Annotated in this window: 28 protein-coding genes and 2 tRNA genes; 16 read left to right on the plus strand and 14 right to left on the minus strand. The window is 48.0% G+C overall.

Annotation, left to right across the window (positions count from 1 at the left end):
• Nucleotides 1–194: 194 nt before the first annotated feature.
• Nucleotides 195–1,775 carry a hydroxylamine reductase gene (gene hcp, locus Q7J08_RS06105; protein WP_304910810.1) on the minus strand — a complete coding sequence of 527 codons (1,581 nt, stop codon included), beginning with the start codon at nucleotides 1,773–1,775 and terminating at the stop codon, nucleotides 195–197.
• Between the two features lie 82 nt (nucleotides 1,776–1,857).
• On the opposite strand from hcp, the gene Q7J08_RS06110 reads away from it, so the two are divergent.
• Both Q7J08_RS06110 and Q7J08_RS06115 read left to right on the plus strand, forming a co-directional pair.
• Nucleotides 1,858–2,217, plus strand: coding sequence for a helix-turn-helix domain-containing protein (locus tag Q7J08_RS06110; RefSeq protein ID WP_304910811.1), 360 nt, complete (start codon nucleotides 1,858–1,860; stop codon nucleotides 2,215–2,217).
• A 77-nt stretch (nucleotides 2,218–2,294) separates the two neighbouring features.
• A complete protein-coding gene (locus tag Q7J08_RS06115; protein ID WP_304910812.1) occupies nucleotides 2,295–2,795 on the plus strand; it encodes a TspO/MBR family protein in 501 nt (166 codons plus the stop codon).
• Nucleotides 2,796–2,825: 30 nt separating this feature from the next.
• Here the strand turns inward: Q7J08_RS06115 and Q7J08_RS06120 are convergent.
• Nucleotides 2,826–2,898, minus strand: a tRNA-His gene (locus tag Q7J08_RS06120).
• 188 nt (nucleotides 2,899–3,086) lie between these two features.
• On the opposite strand from Q7J08_RS06120, the gene infB reads away from it, so the two are divergent.
• Nucleotides 3,087–4,856, plus strand: a complete 1,770-nt coding sequence (infB, locus tag Q7J08_RS06125; protein WP_304910813.1) for a translation initiation factor IF-2 — start codon at nucleotides 3,087–3,089, stop codon at nucleotides 4,854–4,856.
• A gap of 69 nt (nucleotides 4,857–4,925) precedes the next feature.
• Nucleotides 4,926–5,315, plus strand: a complete 390-nt coding sequence (locus Q7J08_RS06130) for a 30S ribosomal protein S6e (RefSeq protein ID WP_304910814.1) — start codon at nucleotides 4,926–4,928, stop codon at nucleotides 5,313–5,315.
• A 15-nt stretch (nucleotides 5,316–5,330) separates the two neighbouring features.
• Here Q7J08_RS06130 and Q7J08_RS06135 read toward each other — a convergent pair whose 3' ends face one another.
• The 4 genes from Q7J08_RS06135 to hypB form a co-directional block, all read right to left on the minus strand.
• Entirely contained in the window at nucleotides 5,331–5,807 is a 477-nt protein-coding gene (locus tag Q7J08_RS06135) for a DUF2240 family protein (RefSeq protein ID WP_304910815.1), read from the minus strand.
• Nucleotides 5,804–6,226 carry a hypothetical protein gene (locus Q7J08_RS06140; protein WP_304910816.1) on the minus strand — a complete coding sequence of 141 codons (423 nt, stop codon included), beginning with the start codon at nucleotides 6,224–6,226 and terminating at the stop codon, nucleotides 5,804–5,806. Before Q7J08_RS06140 ends, Q7J08_RS06135 begins: the two co-directional genes overlap by 4 nt.
• Before the next feature lie 61 nt (nucleotides 6,227–6,287).
• On the minus strand, nucleotides 6,288–6,665 hold the full coding sequence (locus tag Q7J08_RS06145) for a 30S ribosomal protein S8e (protein ID WP_304910817.1): 378 nt from the start codon (nucleotides 6,663–6,665) through the stop codon (nucleotides 6,288–6,290).
• A 109-nt stretch (nucleotides 6,666–6,774) separates the two neighbouring features.
• A complete protein-coding gene (gene hypB, locus Q7J08_RS06150) occupies nucleotides 6,775–7,422 on the minus strand; it encodes a hydrogenase nickel incorporation protein HypB (protein ID WP_304910818.1) in 648 nt (215 codons plus the stop codon).
• Between the two features lie 174 nt (nucleotides 7,423–7,596).
• On the opposite strand from hypB, the gene Q7J08_RS06155 reads away from it, so the two are divergent.
• The 5 genes from Q7J08_RS06155 to Q7J08_RS06175 all read left to right on the plus strand — a co-directional run bounded on the left by Q7J08_RS06155 (nucleotide 7,597) and on the right by Q7J08_RS06175 (nucleotide 10,166).
• Nucleotides 7,597–7,869: a signal recognition particle subunit SRP19/SEC65 family protein gene (locus tag Q7J08_RS06155; protein WP_304910819.1), complete on the plus strand. Its 273-nt coding sequence runs from the start codon at nucleotides 7,597–7,599 to the stop codon at nucleotides 7,867–7,869.
• Between the two features lie 2 nt (nucleotides 7,870–7,871).
• Nucleotides 7,872–8,516: a histidinol phosphate phosphatase domain-containing protein gene (locus Q7J08_RS06160; protein WP_304910820.1), complete on the plus strand. Its 645-nt coding sequence runs from the start codon at nucleotides 7,872–7,874 to the stop codon at nucleotides 8,514–8,516.
• Between the two features lie 129 nt (nucleotides 8,517–8,645).
• Nucleotides 8,646–8,951: an H/ACA ribonucleoprotein complex subunit GAR1 gene (locus Q7J08_RS06165; protein WP_304910821.1), complete on the plus strand. Its 306-nt coding sequence runs from the start codon at nucleotides 8,646–8,648 to the stop codon at nucleotides 8,949–8,951.
• A 27-nt stretch (nucleotides 8,952–8,978) separates the two neighbouring features.
• A complete protein-coding gene (locus Q7J08_RS06170) occupies nucleotides 8,979–10,001 on the plus strand; it encodes a transcription initiation factor IIB (protein ID WP_304910822.1) in 1,023 nt (340 codons plus the stop codon).
• Between the two features lie 93 nt (nucleotides 10,002–10,094).
• Nucleotides 10,095–10,166, plus strand: a tRNA-Ala gene (locus tag Q7J08_RS06175).
• Nucleotides 10,167–10,345: 179 nt separating this feature from the next.
• Here the strand turns inward: Q7J08_RS06175 and Q7J08_RS06180 are convergent.
• Entirely contained in the window at nucleotides 10,346–11,866 is a 1,521-nt protein-coding gene (locus Q7J08_RS06180; protein ID WP_304910823.1) for an SLC13 family permease, read from the minus strand.
• 159 nt (nucleotides 11,867–12,025) lie between these two features.
• Here Q7J08_RS06180 and prf1 point away from each other — a divergent pair, with 159 nt between their 5' ends.
• The 3 genes from prf1 (at nucleotide 12,026) to Q7J08_RS06195 (ending at nucleotide 15,287) form a co-directional block, all read left to right on the plus strand.
• Complete coding sequence (gene prf1, locus Q7J08_RS06185) at nucleotides 12,026–13,312, plus strand: peptide chain release factor aRF-1 (protein WP_304910824.1); 1,287 nt, start codon at nucleotides 12,026–12,028, stop codon at nucleotides 13,310–13,312.
• 1 nt (nucleotide 13,313) lies between these two features.
• Nucleotides 13,314–14,990 carry an arginine--tRNA ligase gene (gene argS, locus Q7J08_RS06190; RefSeq protein ID WP_304910825.1) on the plus strand — a complete coding sequence of 559 codons (1,677 nt, stop codon included), beginning with the start codon at nucleotides 13,314–13,316 and terminating at the stop codon, nucleotides 14,988–14,990.
• Nucleotides 14,991–15,068: 78 nt separating this feature from the next.
• A complete protein-coding gene (locus Q7J08_RS06195; RefSeq protein ID WP_304910826.1) occupies nucleotides 15,069–15,287 on the plus strand; it encodes a hypothetical protein in 219 nt (72 codons plus the stop codon).
• Here Q7J08_RS06195 and Q7J08_RS06200 read toward each other — a convergent pair.
• On the minus strand, nucleotides 15,284–16,759 hold the full coding sequence (locus tag Q7J08_RS06200) for a molybdopterin-binding protein (RefSeq protein WP_304910827.1): 1,476 nt from the start codon (nucleotides 16,757–16,759) through the stop codon (nucleotides 15,284–15,286). The two genes, Q7J08_RS06195 and Q7J08_RS06200, sit on opposite strands and share 4 nt — an antisense overlap.
• A complete protein-coding gene (gene glp / locus Q7J08_RS06205) occupies nucleotides 16,753–17,955 on the minus strand; it encodes a gephyrin-like molybdotransferase Glp (protein ID WP_304910828.1) in 1,203 nt (400 codons plus the stop codon). The genes Q7J08_RS06200 and glp overlap by 7 nt, the downstream gene beginning before the upstream one ends.
• 263 nt (nucleotides 17,956–18,218) lie before the next feature.
• Between glp and Q7J08_RS06210 the strand changes: the two genes are divergently transcribed.
• From Q7J08_RS06210 to Q7J08_RS06225, 4 genes are all read left to right on the plus strand, one after another.
• Nucleotides 18,219–19,073, plus strand: coding sequence for a formate/nitrite transporter family protein (locus tag Q7J08_RS06210; protein WP_304910829.1), 855 nt, complete (start codon nucleotides 18,219–18,221; stop codon nucleotides 19,071–19,073).
• Nucleotides 19,074–19,645: 572 nt separating this feature from the next.
• Nucleotides 19,646–20,500: a formate/nitrite transporter family protein gene (locus Q7J08_RS06215; protein ID WP_304910830.1), complete on the plus strand. Its 855-nt coding sequence runs from the start codon at nucleotides 19,646–19,648 to the stop codon at nucleotides 20,498–20,500.
• A gap of 122 nt (nucleotides 20,501–20,622) precedes the next feature.
• Nucleotides 20,623–21,186 (plus strand): nucleotide-binding protein, encoded by a 564-nt coding sequence (locus tag Q7J08_RS06220; protein WP_304910831.1) that lies wholly within the window; start codon nucleotides 20,623–20,625, stop codon nucleotides 21,184–21,186.
• 72 nt (nucleotides 21,187–21,258) lie between these two features.
• Nucleotides 21,259–22,452: an FAD-dependent oxidoreductase gene (locus Q7J08_RS06225; protein ID WP_304910832.1), complete on the plus strand. Its 1,194-nt coding sequence runs from the start codon at nucleotides 21,259–21,261 to the stop codon at nucleotides 22,450–22,452.
• Between the two features lie 129 nt (nucleotides 22,453–22,581).
• Here Q7J08_RS06225 and ndk read toward each other — a convergent pair whose 3' ends face one another.
• From ndk to Q7J08_RS06250, 5 genes are all read right to left on the minus strand, one after another.
• Nucleotides 22,582–23,031: a nucleoside-diphosphate kinase gene (gene ndk / locus Q7J08_RS06230; protein ID WP_304910833.1), complete on the minus strand. Its 450-nt coding sequence runs from the start codon at nucleotides 23,029–23,031 to the stop codon at nucleotides 22,582–22,584.
• 8 nt (nucleotides 23,032–23,039) lie between these two features.
• Nucleotides 23,040–23,231 (minus strand): 50S ribosomal protein L24e, encoded by a 192-nt coding sequence (locus Q7J08_RS06235; protein ID WP_042698067.1) that lies wholly within the window; start codon nucleotides 23,229–23,231, stop codon nucleotides 23,040–23,042.
• Nucleotides 23,232–23,236: 5 nt separating this feature from the next.
• Nucleotides 23,237–23,446, minus strand: a complete 210-nt coding sequence (locus Q7J08_RS06240) for a 30S ribosomal protein S28e (protein WP_011833865.1) — start codon at nucleotides 23,444–23,446, stop codon at nucleotides 23,237–23,239.
• Between the two features lie 4 nt (nucleotides 23,447–23,450).
• A complete protein-coding gene (rpl7ae, locus tag Q7J08_RS06245; RefSeq protein WP_304910834.1) occupies nucleotides 23,451–23,819 on the minus strand; it encodes a 50S ribosomal protein L7Ae in 369 nt (122 codons plus the stop codon).
• Nucleotides 23,820–24,233: 414 nt separating this feature from the next.
• A complete protein-coding gene (locus tag Q7J08_RS06250) occupies nucleotides 24,234–26,243 on the minus strand; it encodes a DUF2298 domain-containing protein (RefSeq protein WP_304910835.1) in 2,010 nt (669 codons plus the stop codon).
• Nucleotides 26,244–26,279: the final 36 nt, after the last annotated feature.

Consider the following 26,279-nt stretch of genomic DNA (forward strand, 5'->3'; position numbering starts at 1 on the left):
CTGGCGATCAGGGCGTTTATACGCATGGAATGGATCAGGGTCATGAAGAATATGTCGTTCTTTGAGCAAAAGATGAGTACGGGCAGAAGGGCAGTCTATATGAAAATGAACGAGTTAGACAAGGAACTGCGATTCTTCTAAATTTTATGGGGAAAGAACACCGCGTAAGTCCTATTTTAAAAAAAGGTGCGTGATCAGACGCACTTCAGTTTTACGAGATCGTCTTCGACCGAAGAGCTCGGCTGGAGACCGAATGTTTTCACCAGGACATCTAATACATCCGGCGAAACAAAGGTGGGCAGTGTTGGTCCAAGCATGATGTCTTTGATGCCTAAGTGCAGCAGTGCGAGTAAAACCAGGACTGCTTTCTGCTCGTACCAGGCGATGTTGTAGGAGATCGGCAGATCGTTTACTCCGCATTTACATGCATCCGCTAATGCGAGCGCGATAACGACCAAACTATATGAATCATTACACTGTCCGGCGTCGAGGATCCGCGGGATACCTTCGATGTCGCCAAGATCCAGGAAATTGTATCGGTATTTGGCGCATCCGGCGGTGAGGATGACCGTGTCCTTTGGCAGAGCTTTGGCAAACTCCGTATAGTACTCACGACTCTTATCACGTCCGTCACAGCCTGCCATCACGACAAATCTTCTGATCTTTCCGGCATTGATGAGTTCGAGGACTTTTGGCGCAAGGGAAACGACTGCATCGTGAGCGCATCCTGTCAAAAGGGCCGGCGTATGCAGATCTTCGGGTGCCTTGCAGGTTTTTGCGAGGCTGATGAGAGCGCTAAAGTCTTTCGTTCCGTCGGGATTTTCCGCTATGTGGGGACATCCCGGAAATCCGACCGCTCCGGTGGTGAACACATACTTTTGATAGGAAGCTGCCGGCGGGACCAGACAGTTTGTCGTAAAGAGGACGGGTCCGTTGAATTTGGGGAGTTCTGTCCGCTGATTCGCCCAGGATGATCCGTAATTGCCTTTCAGGTGGGGGTATTTCTTCAGACCCGGGTATGCATGCGCAGGCAGCATTTCTCCGTGCGTGTAGATGTCGATCCCGGTATTTTCCGTGGCTTTGAGGAGAAGTTCCAGGTCCTTTAAGTCGTGGCCGGTCACGAGGATCCCCGGATTCGTCCCGACCTTGGTCGACACGCTGGTGATCTCCGGAATGCCGTAGGTCTGGTTTGCAGAATCCAAAAGTGCAAGGGTTTTGACACCGATCTCTCCGCATTCCAGCACAAGGGCGATCCGTTCCTGGATATCCAGATCCTTGAATCTGGATGCAAGTGCTTTTGTGATGAACGGCAGGATCGTCTCATCTGTTTTCCCAAGAATGGTCGCATGGGAATAGTAGGCAGCGAGTCCTTTGATGCCGAAGAGCAGAAGGGAGTAGAGAGACCTGGCATTGATGTCCTCGATCTTGTCTAGACCGGTGATCTTGGAGTTCAGGATATCTTCTTCAGATTTTGGGGTCCATGCACATTCCGCCGGCTCTCCCGGGACTTTGGGGAGTGCATCTTTATGTGATGTGATACATGTAAGGTATCCGAAAAACCGGTCCTTATCAAATCCGACATTGGTCAGCGTTGAAAACAGGGCTTCAAGAACACAGGATTCCACATTCTTGTTTGCCGATTCCAGCCGATAAGCAAGTCCGGACAGTGTGAAGAGTACAGAGTCCTGATATGCTGCGATCACGGCATTTTTTCCACAGACTCCGCCTGAAGTGCAGGCGGGAGTTTTTGCTTCCTGACATTGTTGACAGTACATCTTTTTTCACCTTGGTATCTTTTTACTATTGCATATATTATGTATACAAAGTTATATACGAATGAGTTTCCAAAACAATACTATGGATGAGAACTGCACCGTAAACCTGACCGTTCGGTATCTGACGAAAAAATGGACGTTATTGATCATTCTTGAGTTGTATAAGGGGAATAATTACACCAAAAGATTCTCCGAACTCAAGGCGAGTCTCCCTGAAATAACGGCAAAGATACTCTCGGAACGTCTGCAGGAACTGGAAGCGGAGAACATCATCTCCAAGAAGATCGATGCATCGGTCGTTCCGGTAAAGTCAGAGTACACGCTTACCGAAAGCGGTGTTGAACTGATCGGGGTCATTCGGGAGATTAAATACTGGGCACTGAAATGGAAGATCGACAACATCCCGTGCGGCAGTCAGGAATGTAAAATATGCAAACTCTGAGGTGACCCAGTTCCCTCTCTTTCGAAAAATTGCATCTAAAATCAGAATTATATACTTTGTGATGCGAAGTTACCACTATGGACACAAAAATACAGCCGCGTACGGTATATCTCATGATCGGATTTGCCATACTTTCTCTTCTTGCCGGATTTCTCGGCACGCTTGTTACGATCACCGGTCCTGATTCCTGGTTTGCTCTTGAGCTTATCAGACCCGCCTGGCAGCCTCCGAACTTTCTTTTCGGTCCGGTATGGACCACGCTCTATATCCTGATGGGTCTTGCCGCCGGACTGGTCTTCGCGCAAGGATGGGAGAAAAAAGAAGTTAAGATCGCGACCATTGTATTTCTGATCCAGCTCGGGCTCAATGTATTGTGGTCGTATATGTTCTTCGGCTGGCACCTGCTTCTGGGTTCCACGATCGAGATCTTCATTTTGCTGGCGATGATCTGTGTGACGATGTGTCTCTTCTACAGAATCAAACATGCAGCAGCCTATCTGCTTATTCCGTATGTTCTCTGGGTCTCTTTTGCCACCGTATTGACCGCAACGATCTGGATGATCAATCCGATGATGTAAGAGAAAAACCTAATTTTTTGAAAAACGAAGGGCCAAGGCCGGGGGTCGAACCCGGGTCTAAGGATCCACAATCCTAAAGGATGACCAGCTACCCTACCTTAGCTTGAAGCTATGTCTTTGCCAATGCGGCTCAAACACTCTATTAGATATGGGCTTTTTAGATATTAACATATCTTTTTTTCGTGACGGAATTTTCCCGTTACTCCTTTATATTAATAATCCCACACTGCCAATATATCATCACTATTTACCTCTGAATGGTTAGTCATCAGAGAATGGGGATTCAATATCATGGCAGAACACATCAGGACTCCTATCGTCTGCGTTTTGGGGCACGTAGATCATGGAAAAACATCGCTCCTCGACCGTATCCGCGGGTCGAAAGTTGTTGCAGGTGAAGCGGGAGCGATCACTCAGCACATCGGTGCAACACTCATTCCTTTCGACTCGATTGCAAAACTAAGCGGGGATCTGGGCAAACTGAAAACCGAAGTCCCGGGATTATTGTTCATCGACACGCCCGGACACCACGCATTCACCACGCTTCGGGCCCGGGGCGGGGCACTCGCGGACATCGCGATCCTGGTCGTTGATGTGAACGAAGGGTTCAAAAAGCAGACGATCGAAGCACTCCAGATCCTTCGAAACTGTAAAACGCCGTTTGTTATTGCTGCTACCAAGCTCGATAAGATCCCGGGCTGGCGGCCTACTCCCAATGCCTCATTCAAGGCCGGGTACAAAAATCAGACTGAACGGGTCCAGACCGAGTGTGAAAACCGGGTGTATCAACTTGTCGGGAAACTCTCGGACATGGGATTCAACTCCGAGCGGTTTGACCGGGTCAGTGATTTTCAAAGAAATCTCGTGATCGTTCCGGTGAGCAGTATGACCGGTGAAGGCATCAGTGACCTTCTCATGATCCTGATCGGCCTTGCCCAGCGGTATCTCACCGAAGGACTCAAGACGACCATCTCAGGCCCCGGTGTTGGAACGGTCCTTGAGGTCAAAGAGGAGATAGGTCTTGGAACGACCCTTGACGTTATCCTGTATGACGGGATCATCAGCGTGGGTGATGAGATCGGTATCGCCGGCAGCGAGGGGGCAGTCTCGACGAAAGTCCGCGCTCTTCTTCAGCCCCGTCCGATGAAGGAGATCCTGGTCGAAGATCAGTTCATGCGGGTCAAATCCGTCGTGGCGGCGGCGGGTGTGAAAATTTCCGCACCGAATCTTGAATCGATCGTTGCAGGATCCCCGATCCGCGTGATCCGCGGCGATCACGACGCTGTTCTCGCAAAGATCAACGAGGAGATGCAGGAGATCAACATCAAACTCTCAGACGTGGGGGTAAGTGTCCGGGCCGATACGATCGGTGCACTGGAGGCTCTTTCCAATGAACTGGACGCCAAAAATATCCCTATCATGCGTGCGAGTGTCGGCCCGCTGTCCCGCCGTGACCTGATCGATATCAGTGTGATCAGAGAAGATTTGTTCAAAGTTGCTCTGTGTTTTAACGTTCCGCTCCTTCCGGATGCCGAGACGATGATCCGGGATGAGGAGGTCGATGTGAAGATCTTTTCAAACCGTGTCATCTACAAACTCCTTGATGATTATCTGGAATGGCGTGACGAAACGATCCGTGCGAAAGAAGCAAAACAGTTTGAGACGGTAGTGCTCCCGGCGAAGTTTTCTATCCTGCCGGGGTGTGTTTTTCGCATGAGCGGGCCTGCGATCGTTGGCGTGCGCGTCCTGGGGGGTACACTGCGTCCCAAGGTCAGTATTGCGACGCGTGACGGGAAAATCGTTGGTGATATCAAACAGATCAAGCTGAACAAAGAAAGTGTGACCGAGGCAAAAGAGGGCGCAGAGGTCGCCGTTTCGATAGATGGCGTCACAATCGGCAGACAGATCGATGTGGGCGAGACCCTTTACGTGGCAATTCCCGAGAGACATGTGAAGGTTTTAGAGACGGAAATGCTCTCTCATTTAAATGCTGGGACCGTCGAAGCACTAGAGGAGTACACCTCGATCTTCCGGAAAACACAGCCTTTCTGGGGCAAGTAGTATAAATGTGGAGATACTAAATATATGGGTACTTCGGCATCATAGATATCGAGGAGATGTGTATATACAATGGTAGACTTTAAGGTCGTACTGTCAGACCCGAAATCCGGTCTTTCGTACAAAATAGATGCAACGGGTGCAGCAGCTGGTGCTCTTCTTGGAAAGAAGATCGGCACTGAAGTTGACGGCGCTCCGTTCGGCATGAGCGGCTATAAGATCATGATCACCGGCGGTTCCGACAAGACCGGAACCCCGGCACGCCCTGACCTTCCGGGTAACGGCAGAAGAGGTCTTCTGATCTCCGACGGATTCGGCTTCAACGCAACCCACAACGGTGAGAGAAGAAGAAAGAGCCAGCGCGGAAATGAGATCGCTTCTGACTTTGTCCAGGTCAATGCAAAAATCACTGTCTACGGTGAAAAACCGACCGCCGAGATTTTCGCTGCAGCTGCAGAATAAATCTCAATATTTTTTTTATTCGCCGATCCTTTTGATGAGATCGGCTTTGTATGGTTCAAAAGAGACGTGATGTTTTTTTGCAAGGAGAATGATCGCGGCCTCCGGGCAGATGAGATCGTCAAAATGTTTTCTGATCTGTTCCATCTCGCTGGCCAGTTCTTTTTTCTCGATGTTGGTCGCGTCGGCGATATCTCCGAGGAGTTTTTCCAGCGTGTCGATCGCTTCACTCTCATCGATTACGAAGATCTCGTCTGTTGGACGAAAACCGAGCGGGATCTTCACCTCACGGAGATCTTCCCGTAATACGTAATCCCCTCCGCCTTCTTTTTTGATGAGTCCGGTTTTTTCAGCGATGACGATAAGTTTTTTTGCTTTATCCAGACTCATCCATTTTTTATCCTGGGTGTAATAGAAGATCAGATCGACCTGGCGGAGGTGATCGGCATTTCTGTGTCTGAATGGGGCGGCAACTGAAGTTTCCCGCTCGCTCATGCGAAAAGCTCCAGGATCATCTGTTTCATTTCAAGGGAGGAGACGCCAGGTATCGCCGGGGATTTTGTCACGTAGACTTCGGTTAAGTTTCCTCTGTCGATCCCTTTCACTTGGAATTTTTGGTCGTTTAAGGGGACATTGGCGCTGGATTTGAGGATCGTGTCGGTGAGGATTATCATAATGTCTGCTTCTTCCGTCACCTCTGCCTCAAGACGGGAGTTTCTCCCGATCCTTTCAAACCCGAGTCGGTCATGTGCGATGAACACTGAGATCTCCCGTTTGACTGGTCCGTTTGCCGACCGGAAATTATCCTGCCGGTCAGCGAGTTTTTCCATTCCCTGCAGGTACACGGAAAATGGCTTGGATACATCAAACATTATATCGCAGGTATGGGGGAACAGATATGATACGCGTCTCATACCAGAGTATTCGTTATCCGAATACATGAAGCTGTCTTAAAGAAAAGAAAAAAATATATTTTTATTCGATCAGGATCGCGTTGATAACGCCATCCTGACCTGGGCGGCTGACAATCTGTGCTTTACCAAGTTCGGTCGTGATGATTGCTCCCTTGGTCATGAGGTTACGGCGGACGTAGTTCGGGTTTGCTGCGTTTTCTGCAACAGAGTTGATCTTGACTTTCTGAACTTTTCCTGTCTTCTTGTCGCTGACGTTTGCAAACTCACAGCGGAGTGCGCGAACTTTGGTGTTTCCACCGGTTACGCGGATGGCTTTTACACGGGTGATCCCGATGATGGTATCTGCCGGGGATCTTCCGATCTCGAATCTTTTCTTACCGCGGGATGCGTGGTAGCGACCGCCGGTCGCTTTTCTTACTGATTTACCTTGCCAAAGCATTTTGTTTAATATCTCCTAAATTTGTATCTCTGATCAACGTCTGAGTATCTCAGACATCAGTCTTTTCCAGAGTCCTATATGTGTTGGTTCTACCGATATTTAAACCCGTTCAGGCAAGAATGGCATCGGCGATCTCTTTGACGCCTTCCCCTTTCTTGAGGTTGGTTTTGATGATGAGCATTTCCGGGTTGTAGCGTTTGATATCGGCGACCATTCTCTCAACATTGCATCCGACTGCTTCTGCCAGATCGACTTTGTTTATAATAGCGATCTGACAGTCCCGAAACATCATCGGGTGTTTGTTTACCACGTCGTCGCCCTCAGTAGTTGAGATAACGACGATACGTTTCTCCGCGCCGAGTTTGAAATCGGTCGGGCAGACCATGTTCCCAACATTTTCAATGAAGACGACATCGACGTCGTCAAGGTTCATGTGGTCGAGTGCATGGTGGACCAGGTGGGCATCGAGGTGGCATTCTTTGCCGGTATTTGCGTTGAATGCGATAATGCCGGTTTTGACGATCCGCTGGAAATCATCATCGCCGTATACATCTCCTGCTATTGCTGCCGTGACTTTTCCTCTTGATTTGAGTTCAGGGACTATTTTCTCGATTAATGAGGTCTTTCCGGATCCGATCGCTCCAAGAAGATCGAATGCACGAACATTGTGGGCTTTGAAGTGCTCCGCATTGTGCTCTGCCAGACGGTTGTTTGCGCCGTAAATCTCGGCTTCCATGTGAACATCCACGTGATGCATAAGGTATTATTGTTTTTTTCCTGTTTATAGATACGCATACTATATCGAGTGTGACTCAGTCATACTATGTTGATATTTAGTATGTGGCAGGCGGTCGTTTTATCTGTCTCATGGTTCGTACGATGCATCCGGCACCAAAGCCATTTTGGCTTTCACATCACATAGTATTCTGTAATGGCAATTCGTTTTCTTTACCCGTGCTACTTTGATGCCTCTCTGACCAGAAGTGAAGGCAGGCGTGTAGCAAAGAGTCTGGCTGTTTCTGCTCCGAATATGGCTATGATCTCCCGCGCTGCAAAAGTTGGCGGGGTGTCTGTTCTTGAAGAGGAACGCGATGCTCATCACCCGGCACAGTGGCACAAGTCCGGGGGGCGTATTCGTGTGGAGTATGCCGGATCAAAAGAGGATCTTCTGAAGAAAGTCGCCGGAAAACTCGGCGGGAAGTAAGCATGTACGATTTCCACTGTCATACAACGATGAGCGACGGCGAACTGATCCCGACAGAGCTGATCCGCCGGATGGCAGTTGCCGGATACACGGAGATGGCGATCGCCGATCATGCGGATTATTCCAATGTGGAATTTCTTATCGAGTCTCAGGAGAAGGTGAAGAGATCTGCAGAACTGTACGGGGTGAGGTTGTTCACCGGAATCGAGATCACGCATGTCCCTCCGTCAGAGATCGCCGACCTTGCGAAGTATGCCAGATCACTTGGCGCGGAAGTGGTGATCGTTCACGGGGAAACGATAACCGAGCCGGTCGCTCCCGGCACAAATATGGCTGCAGTGCTCTGTCCTGATGTGGATATTCTTGCTCATCCCGGCATGATCTCTGACGAAGAGGCATCTCTTGCAGCAAAGAACGGTGTGTTTCTGGAGATCACGTCAAGGAACGGGCACAATAAGGCAAACGGTCACGTTTTGACCTCTGCGCGGCGCGCGGGTGCAGGAATCGTGGTACAATCGGACATTCACGGTCCGGATGATATAATTAATGAAAAAATGCGCGGTCTGGTCGCACGCGGGGCTGGGATGAACGAAGACGAGGCAAAAAAGGTACTTTCCCTCACTTCCCTAGATATCCTTTCCCGCTAATTTCTATTTTAGTATTGTGGGGAATGTATTTATAGTGCTTCTTACGCATTATATTATGCATAAATACTCTGTGGTTTGTATTCCACGGGTTGCTTGACTGCCTAAACAGCAGTTACCGAGGTTTGATTTGTGAAATTTGCAGGGAATGTTGTATCCCGTCTTGGGCGACGGTTGCTTATTGTTGAAAGTGATGCCGGTCAGCTCCCCCCTCTCTATACGGAGGTTGCAGATGAACAAAGCATATCTGTTGGAAAAATTGTTGACCTTTATGGGAGTGTTTCACGGCCGTATCTGACTGTTTTGTGCAGTGAGGATTCGGTTTCAGGTGTGACTGCAGGAGATAAACTGTATGTTATTGCCGAAACGAAACCAGAAAAACCCAGAAAAACTTCTTATCGCAAATATGCCGGTGAAATGCGCGTAAGCCGGCGCTAATCCGTAATCAAAAAGGGTCTTATAATCATGGAAACTGAAATTGAAAAACTGAAACAGCTAAGATCGGATAGAGAAAAGATGAAACAGCGTCAGGAAACGACGCTTGTTGCAAAGGAAAAGGAGAAGCAGGGCGGAAACGATGCGACCGCCACCGTCTGTCCGGAGTGCGGGAGCAAGCAGCTCGTTCATGATTATGAACGTGCAGAGCTTGTCTGTCAGCACTGTGGTCTTGTTTTAGATGACGATTTTATCGATCGCGGGCCGGAATGGCGTGCGTTCGATCATGATCAGCGGATGAAGAGGTCGCGTGTCGGTGCACCGATGACCTTTACGATCCACGATAAGGGTCTTTCCACCATGATCGACTGGAGAAACCGTGACAGTTACGGAAGAGCGATCTCATCCAAGAACCGGGCACAGTTATACCGTCTGAGAAAATGGCAGCGCCGTATCAGAGTTTCCAATGCGACCGAGCGTAACCTGGCGTTTGCTCTCTCCGAACTTGACCGAATGGCCTCTGCTCTCGGTCTTCCCCGAAATGTTCGTGAGACCGCTGCGGTCGTTTACCGTGATGCCGTCGATAAGAATCTGATTCGCGGAAGAAGTATCGAGGGTGTTGCAGCAGCTGCATTATATGCAGCATGCCGTCAGTGTAATGTTCCAAGAACTCTTGATGAGATCGCGGAAGTGTCCCGTGTCTCCAGAAAAGAGATCGGCAGAACCTACCGGTTCATCTCCCGTGAACTTGGATTGAAACTTCTCCCGACTTCCCCCGGCGACTATGTTCCAAGATTCTGTTCAGGTCTCGGTCTGAAAGGCGAGGTCCAGTCCCGTGCTATGGAGATCCTGAAGCAGGCAGGCGAGCGTGAACTCACGAGCGGACGAGGTCCGACCGGTGTTGCAGCAGCAGCGATCTACATCTCCTCAATCCTTTCCGGAGAACGCAGGACCCAGCGCGAAGTTGCTGATGTGGCAGGCGTGACGGAAGTTACGATCCGTAACAGATACAAGGAACTGGCTGAACAGCTGGACATAGAGATTATTTTATAATCTCACGAATATTTTTCTCTCTCACCGCAGTTCTCTAGTGATGAGACCATAGAGTTAATAGGGAATTTATCCTATAGTTTAGAGATATTTCCAGGGCTCGTATATCAGGGGTAGATAGCTACGTTCGCAACGTAGATGCCGCGGGTTCAAATCCCGCCGGGTCCACTCGGTTTTTACATATCAATTTTCTCAAGGTATTTTTTGCTCTCTTTTTTTCTACACCTTTCCTTTTTCAAAAACGTTTGCGTGTGATCTCACCAACATTGCATGATCTGTTTCTTGTGTTTTTGTGTCAGAAAAAAACAGTAATGAAAAGAGTGATTTTCCGAATCTAAAAAAAAGGATTAGATGTTAACGGTTGATGCAAGTGCCCATGAAGGAAGATCGAGCGTGATGCCAAATGCCCATAATACTATCGTGAAGACGAAGATGGTGAATATCAGGATTCCTATAAAGTTTAGGAACCATCCGGCTGTGACCATATCTTTCATTTCCACATATTCTGTACCATAGGCGATCGCGTTTGGCGGGGTAGCTACCGGAAGCATGAATGCGAGAGATGAACAGACTGCTGCCGTCATCATAAGGACCAACGGATTCACGCAGAGAGATATTGCCGTGACCGCAAGGATAGGCATCATAACCGAAGCAATGGCCGTGTTTGAGGTAAGTTCGGTCAATAATGATACCAAAATCGCAATGATCAGCACTACCAGAAGAATTGGAGCGCCGTTTAAGACGTCAAGGTATCCTACAATCGCCTGCGCGAGGCCGCTTTTGATAAATGCAGCCGAAAGACACATGCCGCCGCCAAAGAGCAGAAGAATACCCCAGGGAATACGAACTGCCCACTGCCAGTTCATCGTGTACTCCTGCTTTTTCCAACTTATGGGGAGGAAGAACAACAGAAGTGCACCGAAAATGGCAATTGTCGAATCATCGATTCCCGGAATGATCACATCGAGACCCGGAAGGGTGAATACACCGAAATCTTTGCTTTTTGCAAATATCCAGCAGAATGCTGTCAGAACAAAAACAAACAGGGTATTCTTTTCTCCGCGGGACATCGGGCCAAGCTCTTTGACCTCTTTATTCAGTGCCTCTTTTGCATTGGTGAGAATATTCGGCATCTTTCTATAGGCTACTTTTGTGAGCCAGAGCCAAATGATCAGGATCATTACAATAACGAACGGAACCCCAAACTCCATCCAGGTGAAGAAGTCGATCGGCGTACTCTGTGGGAAAATGAGTGCCATCTGTGCACTCAGAATGCCGTTTGCCGGCGTTCCGATCAGGGTCCCGATACCTCCAACACCAGCCGCGTAAGCAACGGCGAGGACAAGACAGCCGGCAAACGCTTTATGGGCCGGTTCCATATCGGCGAACACTTTTGTTGGAAGGACCGTTGCAATAATTGCGATCGCAATTGGGATCATCATCATGGCAGTGGCAGTGTTCGACATCCACATCGAAAGAAAAGCCGTCGCGATCATGAATCCGAGGATGAGGCGCTTCGGACTTGTTCCGGTGATATTGATGATTTTTAATGCGATCCTTTTATGGAGTCCCCATCTCTGCATCGACATGGCAATGATAAAACCGCCGAGGAAGAGAAAAATAACCTTATCCGCATAGGGGACTGCCGCCTCAGCGGGTTTCAGTATTCCAAGAAGCGGAAATGCCACCAATGGTATGAGGGCTGTTGCCTCGATTGGGATAGGCTGGGTAATCCAAAAAATGGCCATCATTACGGCTACTGCGGCAGCGAGACGCGCCTGGACCGGCAAAATGGCGGGATCAATGGGAGCGATAAGCAGAATGAGAAATGCTGCTATGCCCAGTATTAACCCATAACCTTTTTTCATAACTTATTTTATTGAACAGAGGATGTAATGAGCGTTACTATTTTTCATGTCAGTTTTTCCCGTGATTTCCTGACACGATGTTTAATCACCTTGTACATCTAATAATACACCACATTCTACCGCCGGAATATTTCCGGATATTAAAGGGTTGTATATACAATGGCAGAGGAACATTCCCAGCACGAAATCGAAAAAGACGAAGCAAGAAAGCGATACGAGTTCAAAAAATCACTGGAAAGGTTAGAGGAGAAAGAGGGGTCAGGAACAGAGCTGATCTCTCTTTACATCCCGCCGGACAAGCAGATCTATGACGTAACCGCCCAGCTTCGCGACGAATACGGTCAGTGTGCGAACATCAAAAGCAAACAGACGCGGTCAAACGTCCAGAGTGCTCTCTCTTCAATTCTCGCACGCCTGAAATACTTCAAAAACCCACCGCCAAACGGCATGGCCGTCTTTTGCGGGGCAATCAATATCGGCGGCGATAAAACCGATCTGGAATCCATCATCGTCGAACCTCCGGAGGTTATCCAGACCTACAGTTACCGATGCAGTTCAACGTTCGAACTGGAGCCGCTCAAGGCGATGCTCGATGACAAATACGTGTACGGACTTCTTGTCCTTGACCGCCGTGAAGCTTACTGGGGATTTCTCCGGGGCACCCACATCGAGCCGATCAACGGAACACACTCCACCGTTCCCGGCAAGCAGAGGAAGGGTGGTCAGTCCAGTGTTCGTTTTGAGCGTCTCAGACTGATCGCAATCCATGATTTCTACAGCAAAATCGGTGAACGCGCCTCTGCCGCCTTCCTCGCCGAGCCGAACTTCTTTGAAAAGTTCAAGGGTGTGCTGATCGGCGGTCCGATGCCGACCAAAGAGGAGTTCGCTGCGGGGAACTTCCTTCACCACGAAGTCCAGAAACGTATCATTGGTCTCTTCGACTCCTCCTATACCAATGAGTTTGGTCTGCGTGAACTCGTGGACAATGCCCAGGAAGCTCTTCGCGGCGTTGGCATAATGGACGAAAAAGCGGAGATGTCCAGATTCTTCAAAGAACTCATCAAAGAAAACGGGGCAGCAGCGTACGGTGAAGACAGTGTCAGGCTCAATTTGGAAGCAGGGGCAGTTGATACGCTCCTCCTCTCCGAAAAACTGCGAAAACTGCGGCTCACCATAAATTGCCGAAACTGTGACTATGAAGAAGTCAAGACCGTGAAGATTGAAGCCGGTAAAAAAGCAAAAGATCTGCCGTTTGGTTACTGCCCGAAGTGTCAGTCTCCGCTCATTCTTACGAAAGAAGCTGATATCATCGACGAGTTGACTGAACTTGCCGATGCATCAAACACCAGAGTCGAGATCATATCCGAAGATTTCGAGGAGGGTGCCATGCTCTACTCTGCATTCGGCGGTATTGCAGCCGTCCTTCGCTATCCAACAGGGATGTAACATGTATCGTGAATATATTGAGAAAACAATCGGCCTGCTTCGTGATGTAACAGGTCTTGATGATGTTATGATCACCGACGGGGGAGATTATGCCGATCTCGCCTCCACCGTTTCTTTTGCGCTTGCAAAAACACAGAGAAAGAATCCTGCCCAGATCGCCGGCGAGCTTGTCGCCGCGCTTTCAGCACGACCGGATGCAAAAGGCATCGAAGTGTCAGCCAAAGGTCCCTACATCAACTTCGTTTTTGGCGGGGATTACGTTGCTGAATCCGTTCGTGCAGCCAGGAGCCCGGATTACGGCACTCTCAACGCCAGAAATGAAAAAGTCATCATCGAACATACCAGTGCAAATCCGAATGGACCTCTGCATGTGGGGCATATCAGAAATACGGTGATCGGCGACACACTTGTTCGTGCGTTCCGGAAAGCCGGCTACCCGGTCGAGGCACAATATTATCTCAACGACATGGGCCGTCAGATCGCGATCGTTGCCTGGGGGGTCAAGAATCTTCATTACGACCGCCTTCCCGGAGAAAAAGGCGACGAGTTCATTGTTCGTCATTATGTTGAGGCAAACAAAATCGCGAAGGCAAAACCCGAGATCGAACCCGAGTTCGATCTGCTGATGGAAAAAATCGAAGCCGGTGATCCGGAAACCGTGAAACTCTTCCACGACTCTGTGGATATCTGTGCAGACGGAATCAAGGAGACCCTTTCTTCGATGAATGTCGTCCATGACAAATTCGTGCGTGAGACCACCTTCCTCTGGAACGGTTCGATGCAGGACGTTCTCAACAGAATCGAAAAGCTTCCGATGGCACATCACGAAGGACAGATGATGTACCTCGATCTTTCTGGAGAAGGATTTGGGAACAAATACGTTTTACGAAGAAGCAACGGGACATCCGTCTATGCGGCGCGTGACCTTGCTTTCCATCTCTGGAAAAACGGTCAGTGTGACAGAAGCATCGATGTGCTCGGCGCTGACCACAAACTGATCGGGGCACAACTTCAGGCAACGCTGAAACTCATCGGCGAGCAGCCGCCGGAAATCGTTCACTTCGAGTTCGTTTCTCTTCCCGAAGGTTCCATGACGACCCGCGGCGGTGTTTTCATCACGGCCGATGCGTTGATCGCCGAGACAAAGAAGCGTGCGATGGAGGAGGTAACCATTCGTCGGCCGGAACTTGGTGAAGATGAGCGGAAAAAAATAGCCAACGCCGTCGCCGTCGGAGCGGTTCGCTACGATATCGTGAAAGTCTCTGCAGAAAAATCCACTGTCTTTGACTGGAAGGAGGCTCTCGATTTCGAACGTCAGAGCGCCCCGTATATCCAGTATGCCCATGCAAGGGCCTGCTCAATTCTTGAGAAGGCGAATGCCGAAGGCGGATTTACTGAGTGTTATGCATATTCTGATGCTTACGAACTCGCTCTGGCAAAACACATCGCACAGTTCCCCTTCGTTCTCGAAAAAGTCGTAGCAGAACTTCGCCCGCATCTTCTTGCGACCTATGTTCGTGATCTCGCGGATCTTTTCAACTCCTTCTACCGGTTTGCCCCGGTTCTGAAAGCGGAAGGAAACATCCGGGATGCACGGCTTACCCTCGTGGATGCCTGCAGGAATACTCTTTATCAGGGCCTCAGCGTCCTTGGCATTGAGGCTCTGGAAAGTATGTAACTTCAGGTATCCGACCTGATTTTTTCTTTTTTTACCCCGATAGAATCTATTATATCCTCATCCATGCCAGTATCATTTATGTCAAAAACACATGCAGGTGATGCTGTTTTGCTCCTTGAGCAGCTGACTCAGGTCGTAAATGAAGGTGACAATGATGTCAGAGAGGTCAGAATCGCGAAACTTTCGGACGCCGTTTCTGCAGCTCAGTGCTTCAATATCCCGGAGAAAAAAGAAGCCGAAGCTTTGATCAAAATTCGTGACTGGCCGAAGCTCAAAAAATATCTGGAAGATATTTAGATTTCTGCTGCGAGGTCCAGCACTCTTCTCACTTTTTGATCAGTGATCTCTTTTTTGGTGACAAGGAGGAGATCGCCGATGGATATTGTCTGATACTCAGGGCCGCAGATCGAACAATCCTCTCCTTTTGAGACGGATGCCAGATGGCATGATTCATTTTTCAGAAGAATGAGAGCTGATATCCCGCTTGTCGGTCCGACCCTTATCCGGATATCTTCTTTCATGCATTTTTCAGTGAGATGTTCCAGCGATCCGCCATTGACACCGCAAATGAGGACTGTCTGATCAAGTTCTTCTTTTTCAACCAGCAGCAGTGCATCTACTACTTCGCCGGTTTCGTATCCTTCGACCCCGAGGGGAATCTGTACAATACAGTTGCTTCGGACACCGGTCATTTGTACACTTGCCCCTCTGGAGAGAGGAATCGCTGTATAATGGTCTCCGATACGCCCCGCGGCATAGAGGCTGAATTCATCAACTCCTCCGTCGGATGCGACCGGGGAACCAAGGACGATCGGGACTGTTTTTTGCTCAGGTCCGGTCCATCCCCAGTTCTCGATCAGTGGTGAAACGAGTAATCTTAATATCGTCTGAGCGGCCAGCGGATATCCTGGAAGACCAAAGACGGGTTTCTTATTGATGATCCCGACCATTGCGGGTTTTCCCGGTTTCACAGAAATGCCGTGGAACAGCAGTTTTCCTATCTCGGAGATCACCGATGCTGTGAAATCTTTTGTTCCGGCCGACGAACCGGCGGAGACGATAATTATATCACATTCGTCAACGGCTTTTTCCAAAGCCCCCCGAATGAGGACCTTATTGTCTGTTACCGGAGGGTATCTGATGACATCGGCGCCAAACTGCCGTAGATACACTTCCGCCATTAATGTATTGCTCTCCACAACCTGACCGGGGGCAGGTCGTGTGCCCGGCAGAATCAGTTCTGTTCCGGTCGGGATGATCCCGATTAAAATCCGTTTGACCTTGACTGAGGTAAAACCATACGCAGCGATCGCTCCGATATTGAACGGAAGGATCTTCGTGCCTGACGGGAGGATCAGCTGATCTTTTTTGATATCCTCGCCTGGGGGTCGGATGTTTGTTCCCGGATTGATACTTTTCCGGATGGTGATCTTATGCAGATCCTGCTCGTCAAACCAGGCCTCTTCGACCTTTATAACCGCATCAAATCCTTTTGCAATGACATTTCCCGTGTTGACCCGCTCAAAGTTCGTGAGAGTTACCGGATTCTGGTCGCCGGCTGTTGAAGTCTCTTGAGACTGAACCGCAAATCCGTCCATTGCTGATGTAGGCACTTCCGGGACTGAGTATTTGGCATATAAGGATTCAGCGAGGATATGCCCACTGGCATAGATGAGGGGGAGATGTCTCGATCCGATAACTGGTGGGATGTTTTTGATTATTTCGACTGCTTTTTCGAGAGTGATCTGGTCAAGATAGCGTTTTACCATAAATATACCTCCACAACTTCTCCAGGTTCATATCCGTCGAGTCCTGCGGGGACTTTGATATACCCGTCACTTTTGACGAGGGTATTCAACAGACCGGATTTTCCAAGAACCGGTTCGATATCACCGTTTGGAAGAAGTTTAACTCTGATGAGGTCGACTCTCCCTTTTTCCGAGGGAAAACTTGTTGAGATGTGGGCTTTGATGCTCCGTAATTTCTGGTTTGCTCCGGTCATTTTTCTGAGAAGAGGTGTCACGAAGAGTGTTGCGATCATATATGTTGATGTCGGGTTTCCGGGAAGACCCAAAACAGGAACATTATGTATACTTCCTATGATAGTGGGTTTTCCCGGGGATACGGACACGCCGTGAACATGGACTTTTCCCAGGGTTTTGATAACGCCTGCGGTCACATCCCGTTCATCCTTGGAGCTGCCTCCCGACAGGATGACCAGATCACATTCTGCTGCTGCTTTGGCAAGTACCGGCTGGAGTGCATCCGCTTCGTCTTTGACGATCCCGTAGAATATCGGCTTTGCTCCATTTTCTGTTATAAATGCCCGTAAAAGAGAGGTGTTCGTATCGCGAATTTGTCCGATGTCGGGTGTGTTTGCGGGGGTGATCAGTTCATTTCCGGTTGAGATTATCCCAACCCGCGGGCGTTTCCTGACAAGAACCGGATCGAGTCCAAATGCAGCGAGAACGCCGGCCGTCTGTGCCGTGATTATGTGACCTGCTGAGAATACTTCTTCACCTTTTGAGAAATCTTCATTGTATTTCAGAACATCAAGTCCCGGATTCACTGCTCCTTTGACGAGTAGTGTTGTCCCTGCGAGTTCGACCTGCTCCTGCATTATGACTGCATCGGCTCCGTCTGGCATAACACCCCCGGTTGGAATATATTTTGCCTCTTTTTCCCCAATACTGCCTGAGTTGTTTTCGCCCATGGCTATTTTACCAACTATCTGGAGAAGGTTTGGACGTAGCTCGCCGGCTCCAAGCGTGTCTATGGAACGTACGGCATACCCGTCTTTTACCGAACGGTTAAATCCGGGAATATCTGCCGGGGAACAGACAGGTTCTGCTAAAATTCTTCCCGAGGTATTATCCAAAGAGATATGTTCAGTTGGAAGGAGTTTTGCAAGTGAAAGGAGTGTTTTTTCTGCCTCCTCGACTGATACAAGTTTGAGAAATCTCATGCGCGTCCCTCAGAAATCATGGGTATTGTTTTGTTGTATCCACTCTTCATTCATAAGGAGTGGTTTTTCCAAACGCTTAATGTTAGCGTAAGATTCCTGCTGATGAGATAGGCTGTCATGGGAATAAAGTGAAAAACCAGGTGAGAATGATTTATCATGATTAATCATGTCAAAAAGAAGAATTGATATATCCGTTCCTGCCTACTTAATGAGTATAATCACGTCACATTGGTTTTTCGACTGAATTGTGAAGGGGTAAAATTATGGTTACATTCAGTCCTGCGCAGGTTTGCGTGAAAATTGGAATCGCTGGTATATCTAAAACCAGTCTTCCGGCATTGAATATGCTGGTTCGTGCGTTTCTTGCCGGCGCCTATGTCGCAATGGGTGCTACGCTTGCAACAGTTAGTTCGACTGACGTCGCAAACTATTTCGGTCCGGGTATCTCCCAATTGATCGTCGGTGCGGTTTTCCCGGTTGGGTTAATGCTCGTCGTCTTCACTGGAGCAGAGCTTTTTACCGGTGATGCAATGTTCGCCCCGATGTCGATGCTTCAGGGTCATATCGGTATCTGGAAACTCGTTTATCTGTGGGTCATCGTTTACATCGGGAATCTTATCGGATCTGTATTCATGGCATTTCTTGTCAGTTACGGTCCTTATTCCTCGTGGGATGCTGCCGGCGTCGTGACGGTAACGACCTTTGGTCTTCGTGCGATCCAGATTGGGTCCGCCAAAGTTGCCTACACAGGAACGATGGGTCTTCTCTCCTGCTTCTTTAAAGGAATTCTTTGTAACTGGCTTGTTTGTCTTGCCTTGTTCCTTGGTCTTGCCGCGGATGATGTGATATCTAAGATAGCTGCTCTCTGGTTTCCTATTATGGCTTTTGCGACCTCAGGATTTGAACACTGTGTTGCAAACATGTTCTTCATCCCTGCTGCAATCATTACAAACGGCTTTACCGGGAACACCGTCACAAATTTGAACTGGGCGGGTATGTGGACAAACAACATCATCTGGACAACACTTGGCAACATCGTTGGTGCGGTCGTTTTTATGGCGATCGTCTATTATTATTGTTACAAGTCGGAGATTTGTGCATTGTGTAAAACAGCATAAGATACGGTCAGCGTACTACACAATATCTTATCCAAACTATCTTTTTTTCTATCAATCATGTATGATGTCTGTCCCTTCCGACCAAACATATTCTTATCATTAACGATTTAGTGATCTGATGATAAATAATAGGCATAAATATCAGTTTTGTCCTATATCTTCCCTTTATTGAAAGGTCATATTTCGAGTACTTTTCCTAAAGGGCTGAGACCTGAGTGATGCTCAATTATTTTGGATAAATTGATGATTTTTTGTGAAAATATCTTACATTATTTGTGTATTTGTTGAAGCAATCTCGTTGTACATTATATAGTTTATGTTTCGATCTTATTATTAGCGCTTACGTATTTTTCGCCTATCTCCGCGCATTCAAGAAAACAGGGTAAGTTAATAATTTTTGATTAATTAATTAAAATAATACATGGTGGTTAGTTAATCAATATCTTAATACTCACTCAGAAATTATCACGAATCATCATGTCAATTGGTATGATTTAAATAGAAACTACTCCAATCAGAAAATAACGCAACCCGGTAGGGTATTTCCCGACCGGATTGTGAGGTGTTTATTTATGGTCACATTCAGTCCGGCGCAGGTATGCGTCACAATTGGAAAGGCCGGCAAAACAAAATGCAACCTTCCAGCATTCAATATGCTGGTTCGTGCGTTTCTTGCTGGTGCATATATTGCAATGGGTGCTGCCCTTGCAACAGTTGGATCAACCGGAGTCTCCGCAGTATTCGGTGCAGGTATCAGCCAGGTCGTTACCGGTGCTCTTTTCCCGATCGGTTTAATTATCATCGTCTTAACCGGTGCAGAACTCTTTACCGGCGATGCAATGTTTGCCCCAATGGCAGTCCTTCAGGGTCATGTTGGCATTGGCAGACTTGCTTATCTCTGGATTGTTGTTTACATTGGTAACCTTATTGGATCCCTCTTCATGGCATTCCTCATGTCCTATGGTCCATATACCTCATGGAGCGCAGCAGGTGTTGCAACTGTAACTGCCTTTGGTCTCCGTGCAATTGCCATTGGAACCGCTAAAGTCTCCTACACTGGAGCAATGGGTATTCTTTCCTGCTTCTTCAAAGCTATCCTTTGTAACTGGCTCGTCTGCCTGGCACTCTTCCTTGGCCTCGCAGCTGATGATGTAATCGGCAAGATCGTTGCTATCTGGTTCCCGATCATGGCTTTCGTTGCCTCTGGATTTGAACACTGTGTTGCAAACATGTACTTCATCCCAGCCGCAATCATTACAAACGGATTCACTGGAAACACTGTCGCAGGTCTTGACTGGGTCGGCATGTGGACGAACAACATTATCTGGGCAACCCTTGGTAACATTGTTGGTGCTGTCATCTTCATGGCAATCGTCTACTACTACTGCTACAAGTCAGAAATCTGTGCACTTTGTGAAACTAAATAAGATAAGCCCGGCGTATTAACTGCGCCTCTTATCTAAACCATCTCTTTCTTTTTTTCTGTGTTGCAAGACATGCATATATTTAACCTAAGAAATATCACTATCACTAAAGACCGGTGTCTCTCATGAAAATAAAAGGCGTAAAAATCAGCTTGGCCCCTATGCACTATATTGTTGTCATATTTTTCCTCGCACTCTTTGTCTGGTCATTTTTCGCAACTGGCGACAACATGTTTCTCTACTGGGGAATTCCGCTCTCTCTATGTTTGTTTGTGATCCCCCTGGTGAACAGTTACAGTGTCGGCAAGCAGTATATCAAACTTCTCCCAGAATACGAAGCTGAATCAAAACCCTGTAGGATAAAACAGATCGGTCGCACGATGGAGGGCAAGGCAGTCCGTGTTGAAGGTGTTGTTCAGGGTTTGAAGGGTAAATTCATCAACCGTCCGGGCTATAAAATCTTTGACGGATCCGGAACGGTCGTTGCCCAGCGTTCATCCCCGCTGGATATTGATATTCGCGTAGGGGACAGCATTGAAGTCGTTGGTATGGTCGTCAAACGATATGCCTTTGTAGGAGATTATGTCGTTCACGCAATAGGTGTGAAAAAAATTGATACGGTAACTCCTTTGGATATGGATGAGGCTCTCGTCTCTTCAGACACCATGAAAATCAAAAAATATCATTAACTCTCTTTTCCGTACAGAGTTTTTTCTATCCAGAACCAATAGTTTTAATCCTTAGAAATCAGACTCATTGCTATGTTACATGAAGTGGTTGTGTACTCGCTTTCGGGTTGTCCTCACTGTAAAGCATTGAAAACGTTCCTTGATAATGACAATATACCCTACACCAATATTGATGTGGGTGAGGATCAAAAGGCCGCAGCTGAAATGATCAAGATATCCGGTCAGCGAGGTGTTCCGGTAACGGTCATCGACGGTGAAAAGATCGTTGTAGGCGATGACCTGAAAAAAGTCATGGAATATCTTGGTGCTCCGGTGGCGGTGAAGAAGACGCCGGATGTTTCTCCAAATCACGATCTGGTGGTGATCGGTGCAGGAGCAGCAGGTCTTTCGGCTGCCATGTACGGCGCCCGAAAAGGGATGGATATGATCGTGATAACCGGAGCGATAGGCGGAATGGTGAGCCAGAGTTATGTCGTAGAAAACTATCCTGGCGTTCCGGATGTCTCCGGAGAAGAGCTGATGAAAAAAATCTATGATCATACGGTACAATCTGGAGGGATCTTTGTTGAGGATGTAGTGACTGGCATTTCCAAGATCGACGATATCTTTTCTATCGAGACACTCAACGGGGGTCCTTACACTGCAAAGGCAGTCATAGCGGCTACTGGGAGGTCTCCACGTCTCTCCGGAGCGAAAGGTGAGACTGAGTATCTTGGGAAAGGTGTTGCGATCTGTACGACCTGTGACGGCCCGTTGTACAAAAATAAAGTTGTCGGGATCCTTGGCGGGGGGAACACCGCAGTTGACATGGCAATCGAACTGAGTGACATTGCATCAACGATCCATCTCATCGTTCGCAGTCATCTTAAGGCAGACAAGGTGCTGATCGATCGGCTCAAAACAAAGAAGAACGTGGTTCTGCATAAGGGATCTACCATATCGGAGTTTGGGGGCGGTCAGTTTCTTGAGTATGTGGTTTTGAAAAAAACCGGCGGCGTATCTGCCCTTCTTGGAAAAGCTGAAGAAAAACTTCCAGTTGACGGCGTCTTCCTTGGGATCGGTCTTGATCCAAACACCTCGATCTTCGAAGGCTTTGCAGCCATGAATCCGAATAAAGAAATCATTGTTGATGTCGACTGCACTACGAATGTTCCCGGATTTTTCGCTGCCGGGGATGCGACCTCCATCAAAGCAAAACAGATCGCAACATCCGTTGGCGAAGGAATAAAAGCTCTTCTGTCGGCATATGACTATCTGCGAAGATAACTCTCTATTTTTTTCAAAAAATTCGGCACGTAACTAAATCAATGAAGTGGGTGCCCCCTTCTTTCATCAAAGCATTGATCACATTACCGCAAAAAAGATTGGTTGAGAATATTTCTCAAATATATGGCATTACTCGTAAAGTTCGGACTCGTCGATCTTAGTATAAGAGACAAGTTCGGTCGGAGTAAAGTGAATGCCGATCTCACGGGCAGCACTCTCGGGAGAGTCTGCTGCATGGATGACATTTTTGCCGATGGACAGAGCATAATCTCCACGGATAGTTCCGGGGTTAGCTTCTGTCGGGTTGGTTGCACCGTTCATTTTCCGAACCGTTGCAACAACATTGTCACCTTCGAGGACAAAGCGGAAGACCGGTCCACCCGTAATGTATGCTTTCATGCTTGGGTAAAACGATTTTGCGAGGTGTTCCTCATAGTGCTTGTCAACAATAGATTCTGCAAGAACGCCGAATTTTCCGGCGACAATTTTGAATCCCTTGTTTTCAAAGCGTGACAGAATCTCGCCGACAAGTCCACGCTGGACGCCGTCGGGTTTGATCATCACAAAGGTGCGTTCCATAGATTAAATCACTCCTTACCGCGTGCCTTGCGACCTGCTGCGGTCCAGGCTACACGTCTGGGGATTCTGCCGAGTTTATAGTTGCTCTGGCATTTGGATGAGCAGAAATAGAAAACTGCACCATCTTTTCTAACAAAGAGCTTCCCGGTTCCGGGTTCAAGCTGCTTTCCACAGTAACTGCAGGTATATGTATCCACCATTTTACTCACCGTCTGGAAAGTTTCTTTGCTTCGCGTTCCGTTTCAAGGAGCATCAGAATGTCACCCTCACGGATAGGTCCGAAAGTGTTACGGGTAATGATACGCCCCTTGTTCGAGCCATCAAGGACACGGCATTTGATCTGGGATGCCTCTCCGTGCATACCCGTAAGGCCGATGACCTCAATAACTTCTGCTGGCGTTGCATCATCAGGCATGGAATTATCCTCTCAGTGCCTTGATCTGACCGGCAAGATCTCCTACGAGCTCTTTGCCTTTGCCGACTTTAACGATTGCTACTGCAGTGCATCCGACGTCAAGGCCGCATGCGGCTCCGATGTCTGCCTGCTTGTTGATGAAAACGAACGGAATTTCCTTCTCGTCTGCAAGTCCGGGGATGTGCATGACGATCTCTTCGGGTGTAACATCTGCGCCGATTAAGACGAGAGCTGCAATTCCACGCTCGACGGCCTTAGTTGCCTCGTTTGCGCCTTTCTTAATCTTTCCGGTGTCACGTGCAAGCTCAAGAGCTTCAAGTGCTTTGTTCTGAAGTTCTTCGGGAACTTCAAACTTCTGGTAAATCTTTGCCATAATTACTCACTTCACTCGAGAGGTTTTACCCTCTGTCATCGCTCATCAGCGGTCATACTGGTAGGTACAAAACAGTCTCAGGAAAATCCCGATTTGTTCCCCCCGTACGGGGTAACCGATGCTGGCGTAACTATATTTATGGGTTTGAATTTGAGATAAAGATATGGATGAACGTCAGGAATCAATGCGTAACGTTGACTGGGATATGTTCTGTCTTCTCTAGTAAGAATGACGTTATACTCCCTCATTATGTCGGGATAAATATCGCTTAGGGGGAGGTGTTGGCTATTTTATCCTGAATCCTGTCGTTACCTATTTTTGGAATTCGGGTCTCCGGATTTTTGAAGGAAGAAGATTTACCGATCTCCATCTCAGGACCCGCGCTCAATGTCCGGCGAATGAGAGGCATCTGTATTACCTGATTCGGTAGATATCCACACCGTCTGCTGAAAATACATTCACGAGATCTTCCAGAGGGAGGTTAATTGTGTACATCTCCTGTTCCACTTCTCCGACAAATAGGTACGTTGCTCCATACTTCTTCATCAGATTGATCGTTTTCCCCGGATCCTCATAGATCGCACGTACATCCGCCATCCTTGTGGAAACATCCCCTATACCTGTCCTCCATCCAACTTCATGTCCGGTCCATCCGATGATCGTGGATAAACCGGTCATTGCTGAGACCCTGGATCCGTAGGTGTACGATGTTCCTGCCGCTTCGACTACTATAATCGATGGATCTGCTATACCCTGCAGGTATTCTATTCCCTGATAGTCAGCAGGATGTGATACTGCAAGCCATGCTTCTCCATTCAGCGTCCCTCCTGGATAGCCAAGATTGATACCCCCTACAACAAAGATCCCTGCAAGACAGATGAACACCACACATACTGCTGCCCATACCTTTTTGGGATTTACAGCAGAAAACCGATCCCGGAACCAGTTTCCAAGAATCAGCAGTGATGAGACCCCAAGGAAGAACCAGGCGCAAAATCCGAATTTGAAGACGGTGTTCATCCGATAGTATGTATCACCCATGTAATCCTTGAGATAGAATATTTCGAGAAACACCAGGATAGCAAGTCCGATCACGCCGAAGATGATCTCCGGCAGCCACTCCTTCTTTGCGAGGAACAGGATTATGCAGAAGAGGGCCACTCCTAACGACGCATAACCTACCAGCCCAAGTATGATCGGGAGTGCGATCAGCCAGGGATATTTTTTCAGAACAGATATTCCATAGATGATAAAAATCACGAGGAAAAACAGATAAACCCCGAGAAATTCAATGATGGGAGATGGTGTTGTTACAAGGAAAAATCCCTCAATACTTGATCCGCCAGTTGTAAGCATCTGATATAAATATGGAGCATAGGCCAGAATGGAAAGTATCGGCACAAGTACAAACGGCAGAAGTTTACGAACCTGATGCCGGTCGAATCTCCACCATACCATAAACGCAACGACGAGATATACGCCGGCGTAGATTATCACATCCCATGAGTTCATAGCCGGCATTGTGCCAAGAGATAGAGAGAGAAGCCCGATCAGAAGATATTTTCCCCAGCCCTTCAGATACTGCCATCTGGTTATCATCACTGCAAGCAGGCAGATAAACAACAGCTGATTAAAACACGCGAGAAGATGTGCATGAGGATCGCCCCATAAAAAGGAGAATAGAGGGTATTCATTGATCGTTGTTCCTTCACCGATCACCCGGGTTGATGCCCACCAGGCATCAATGGCTCCTCGCCCGGTGATCGCATACCAGATCAATGCTGCATTCGGTATGATCAAAACCAGCATTGGGAGCCACTGATGGCGTTTGAGAAGCAGGACTCCGATCGCATAGGCCGACACTGCAGCCAGGGCAAACACGGTCGGGAGCATTAGATTGAAGACCACGGAGCTTGTTCCCAGAGCGAGGATTCCGAGAATTCCCATCATCCAGTGTCCGAGATAATAGTAGATGTTGAGTGTTTCCCCTGCAAACCACGGATCAAACGGTGTGACTGTTGGATTAAGCATTATGCTTCCGAGGAATGCCGCATCCATGAATTTCTCGCCTGACGGGATGATTCCCGGAGAGAACCACCGAACGATGAGGAGTAATGCAAATGCAGCAAGGAACATCAGATCCCAGAGAATCTGATTTTTTAAATCGGCCAGTTCATACTGCTTTTTGTAGAGAGCAAATCCTCCAAGCAAGGCGAAAAGTATCAAAACGAGCTGGACAGGCAGATCTATCAGAGCAAGATACCATGATCCGATCGTTAATAGAAGAATCCCAATGGGGTATGCAAGTCCGTAAGAAATCGTTCCAAGTGCCGGTTTGAGATACGGATAAATTGTGATCTGGCAGAATTTTATGACGATGAGCCAAAGGAGGACAGTGAGTATCTGGGATTCGATTGAGATCATGGTAGACCAGGCTGCTTATGGGATGTGCTGTAAATT

Origin of the sequence: Methanocorpusculum sp., assembly GCF_030655665.1 — an archaeon.
GTDB lineage: Archaea > Halobacteriota > Methanomicrobia > Methanomicrobiales > Methanocorpusculaceae > Methanocorpusculum.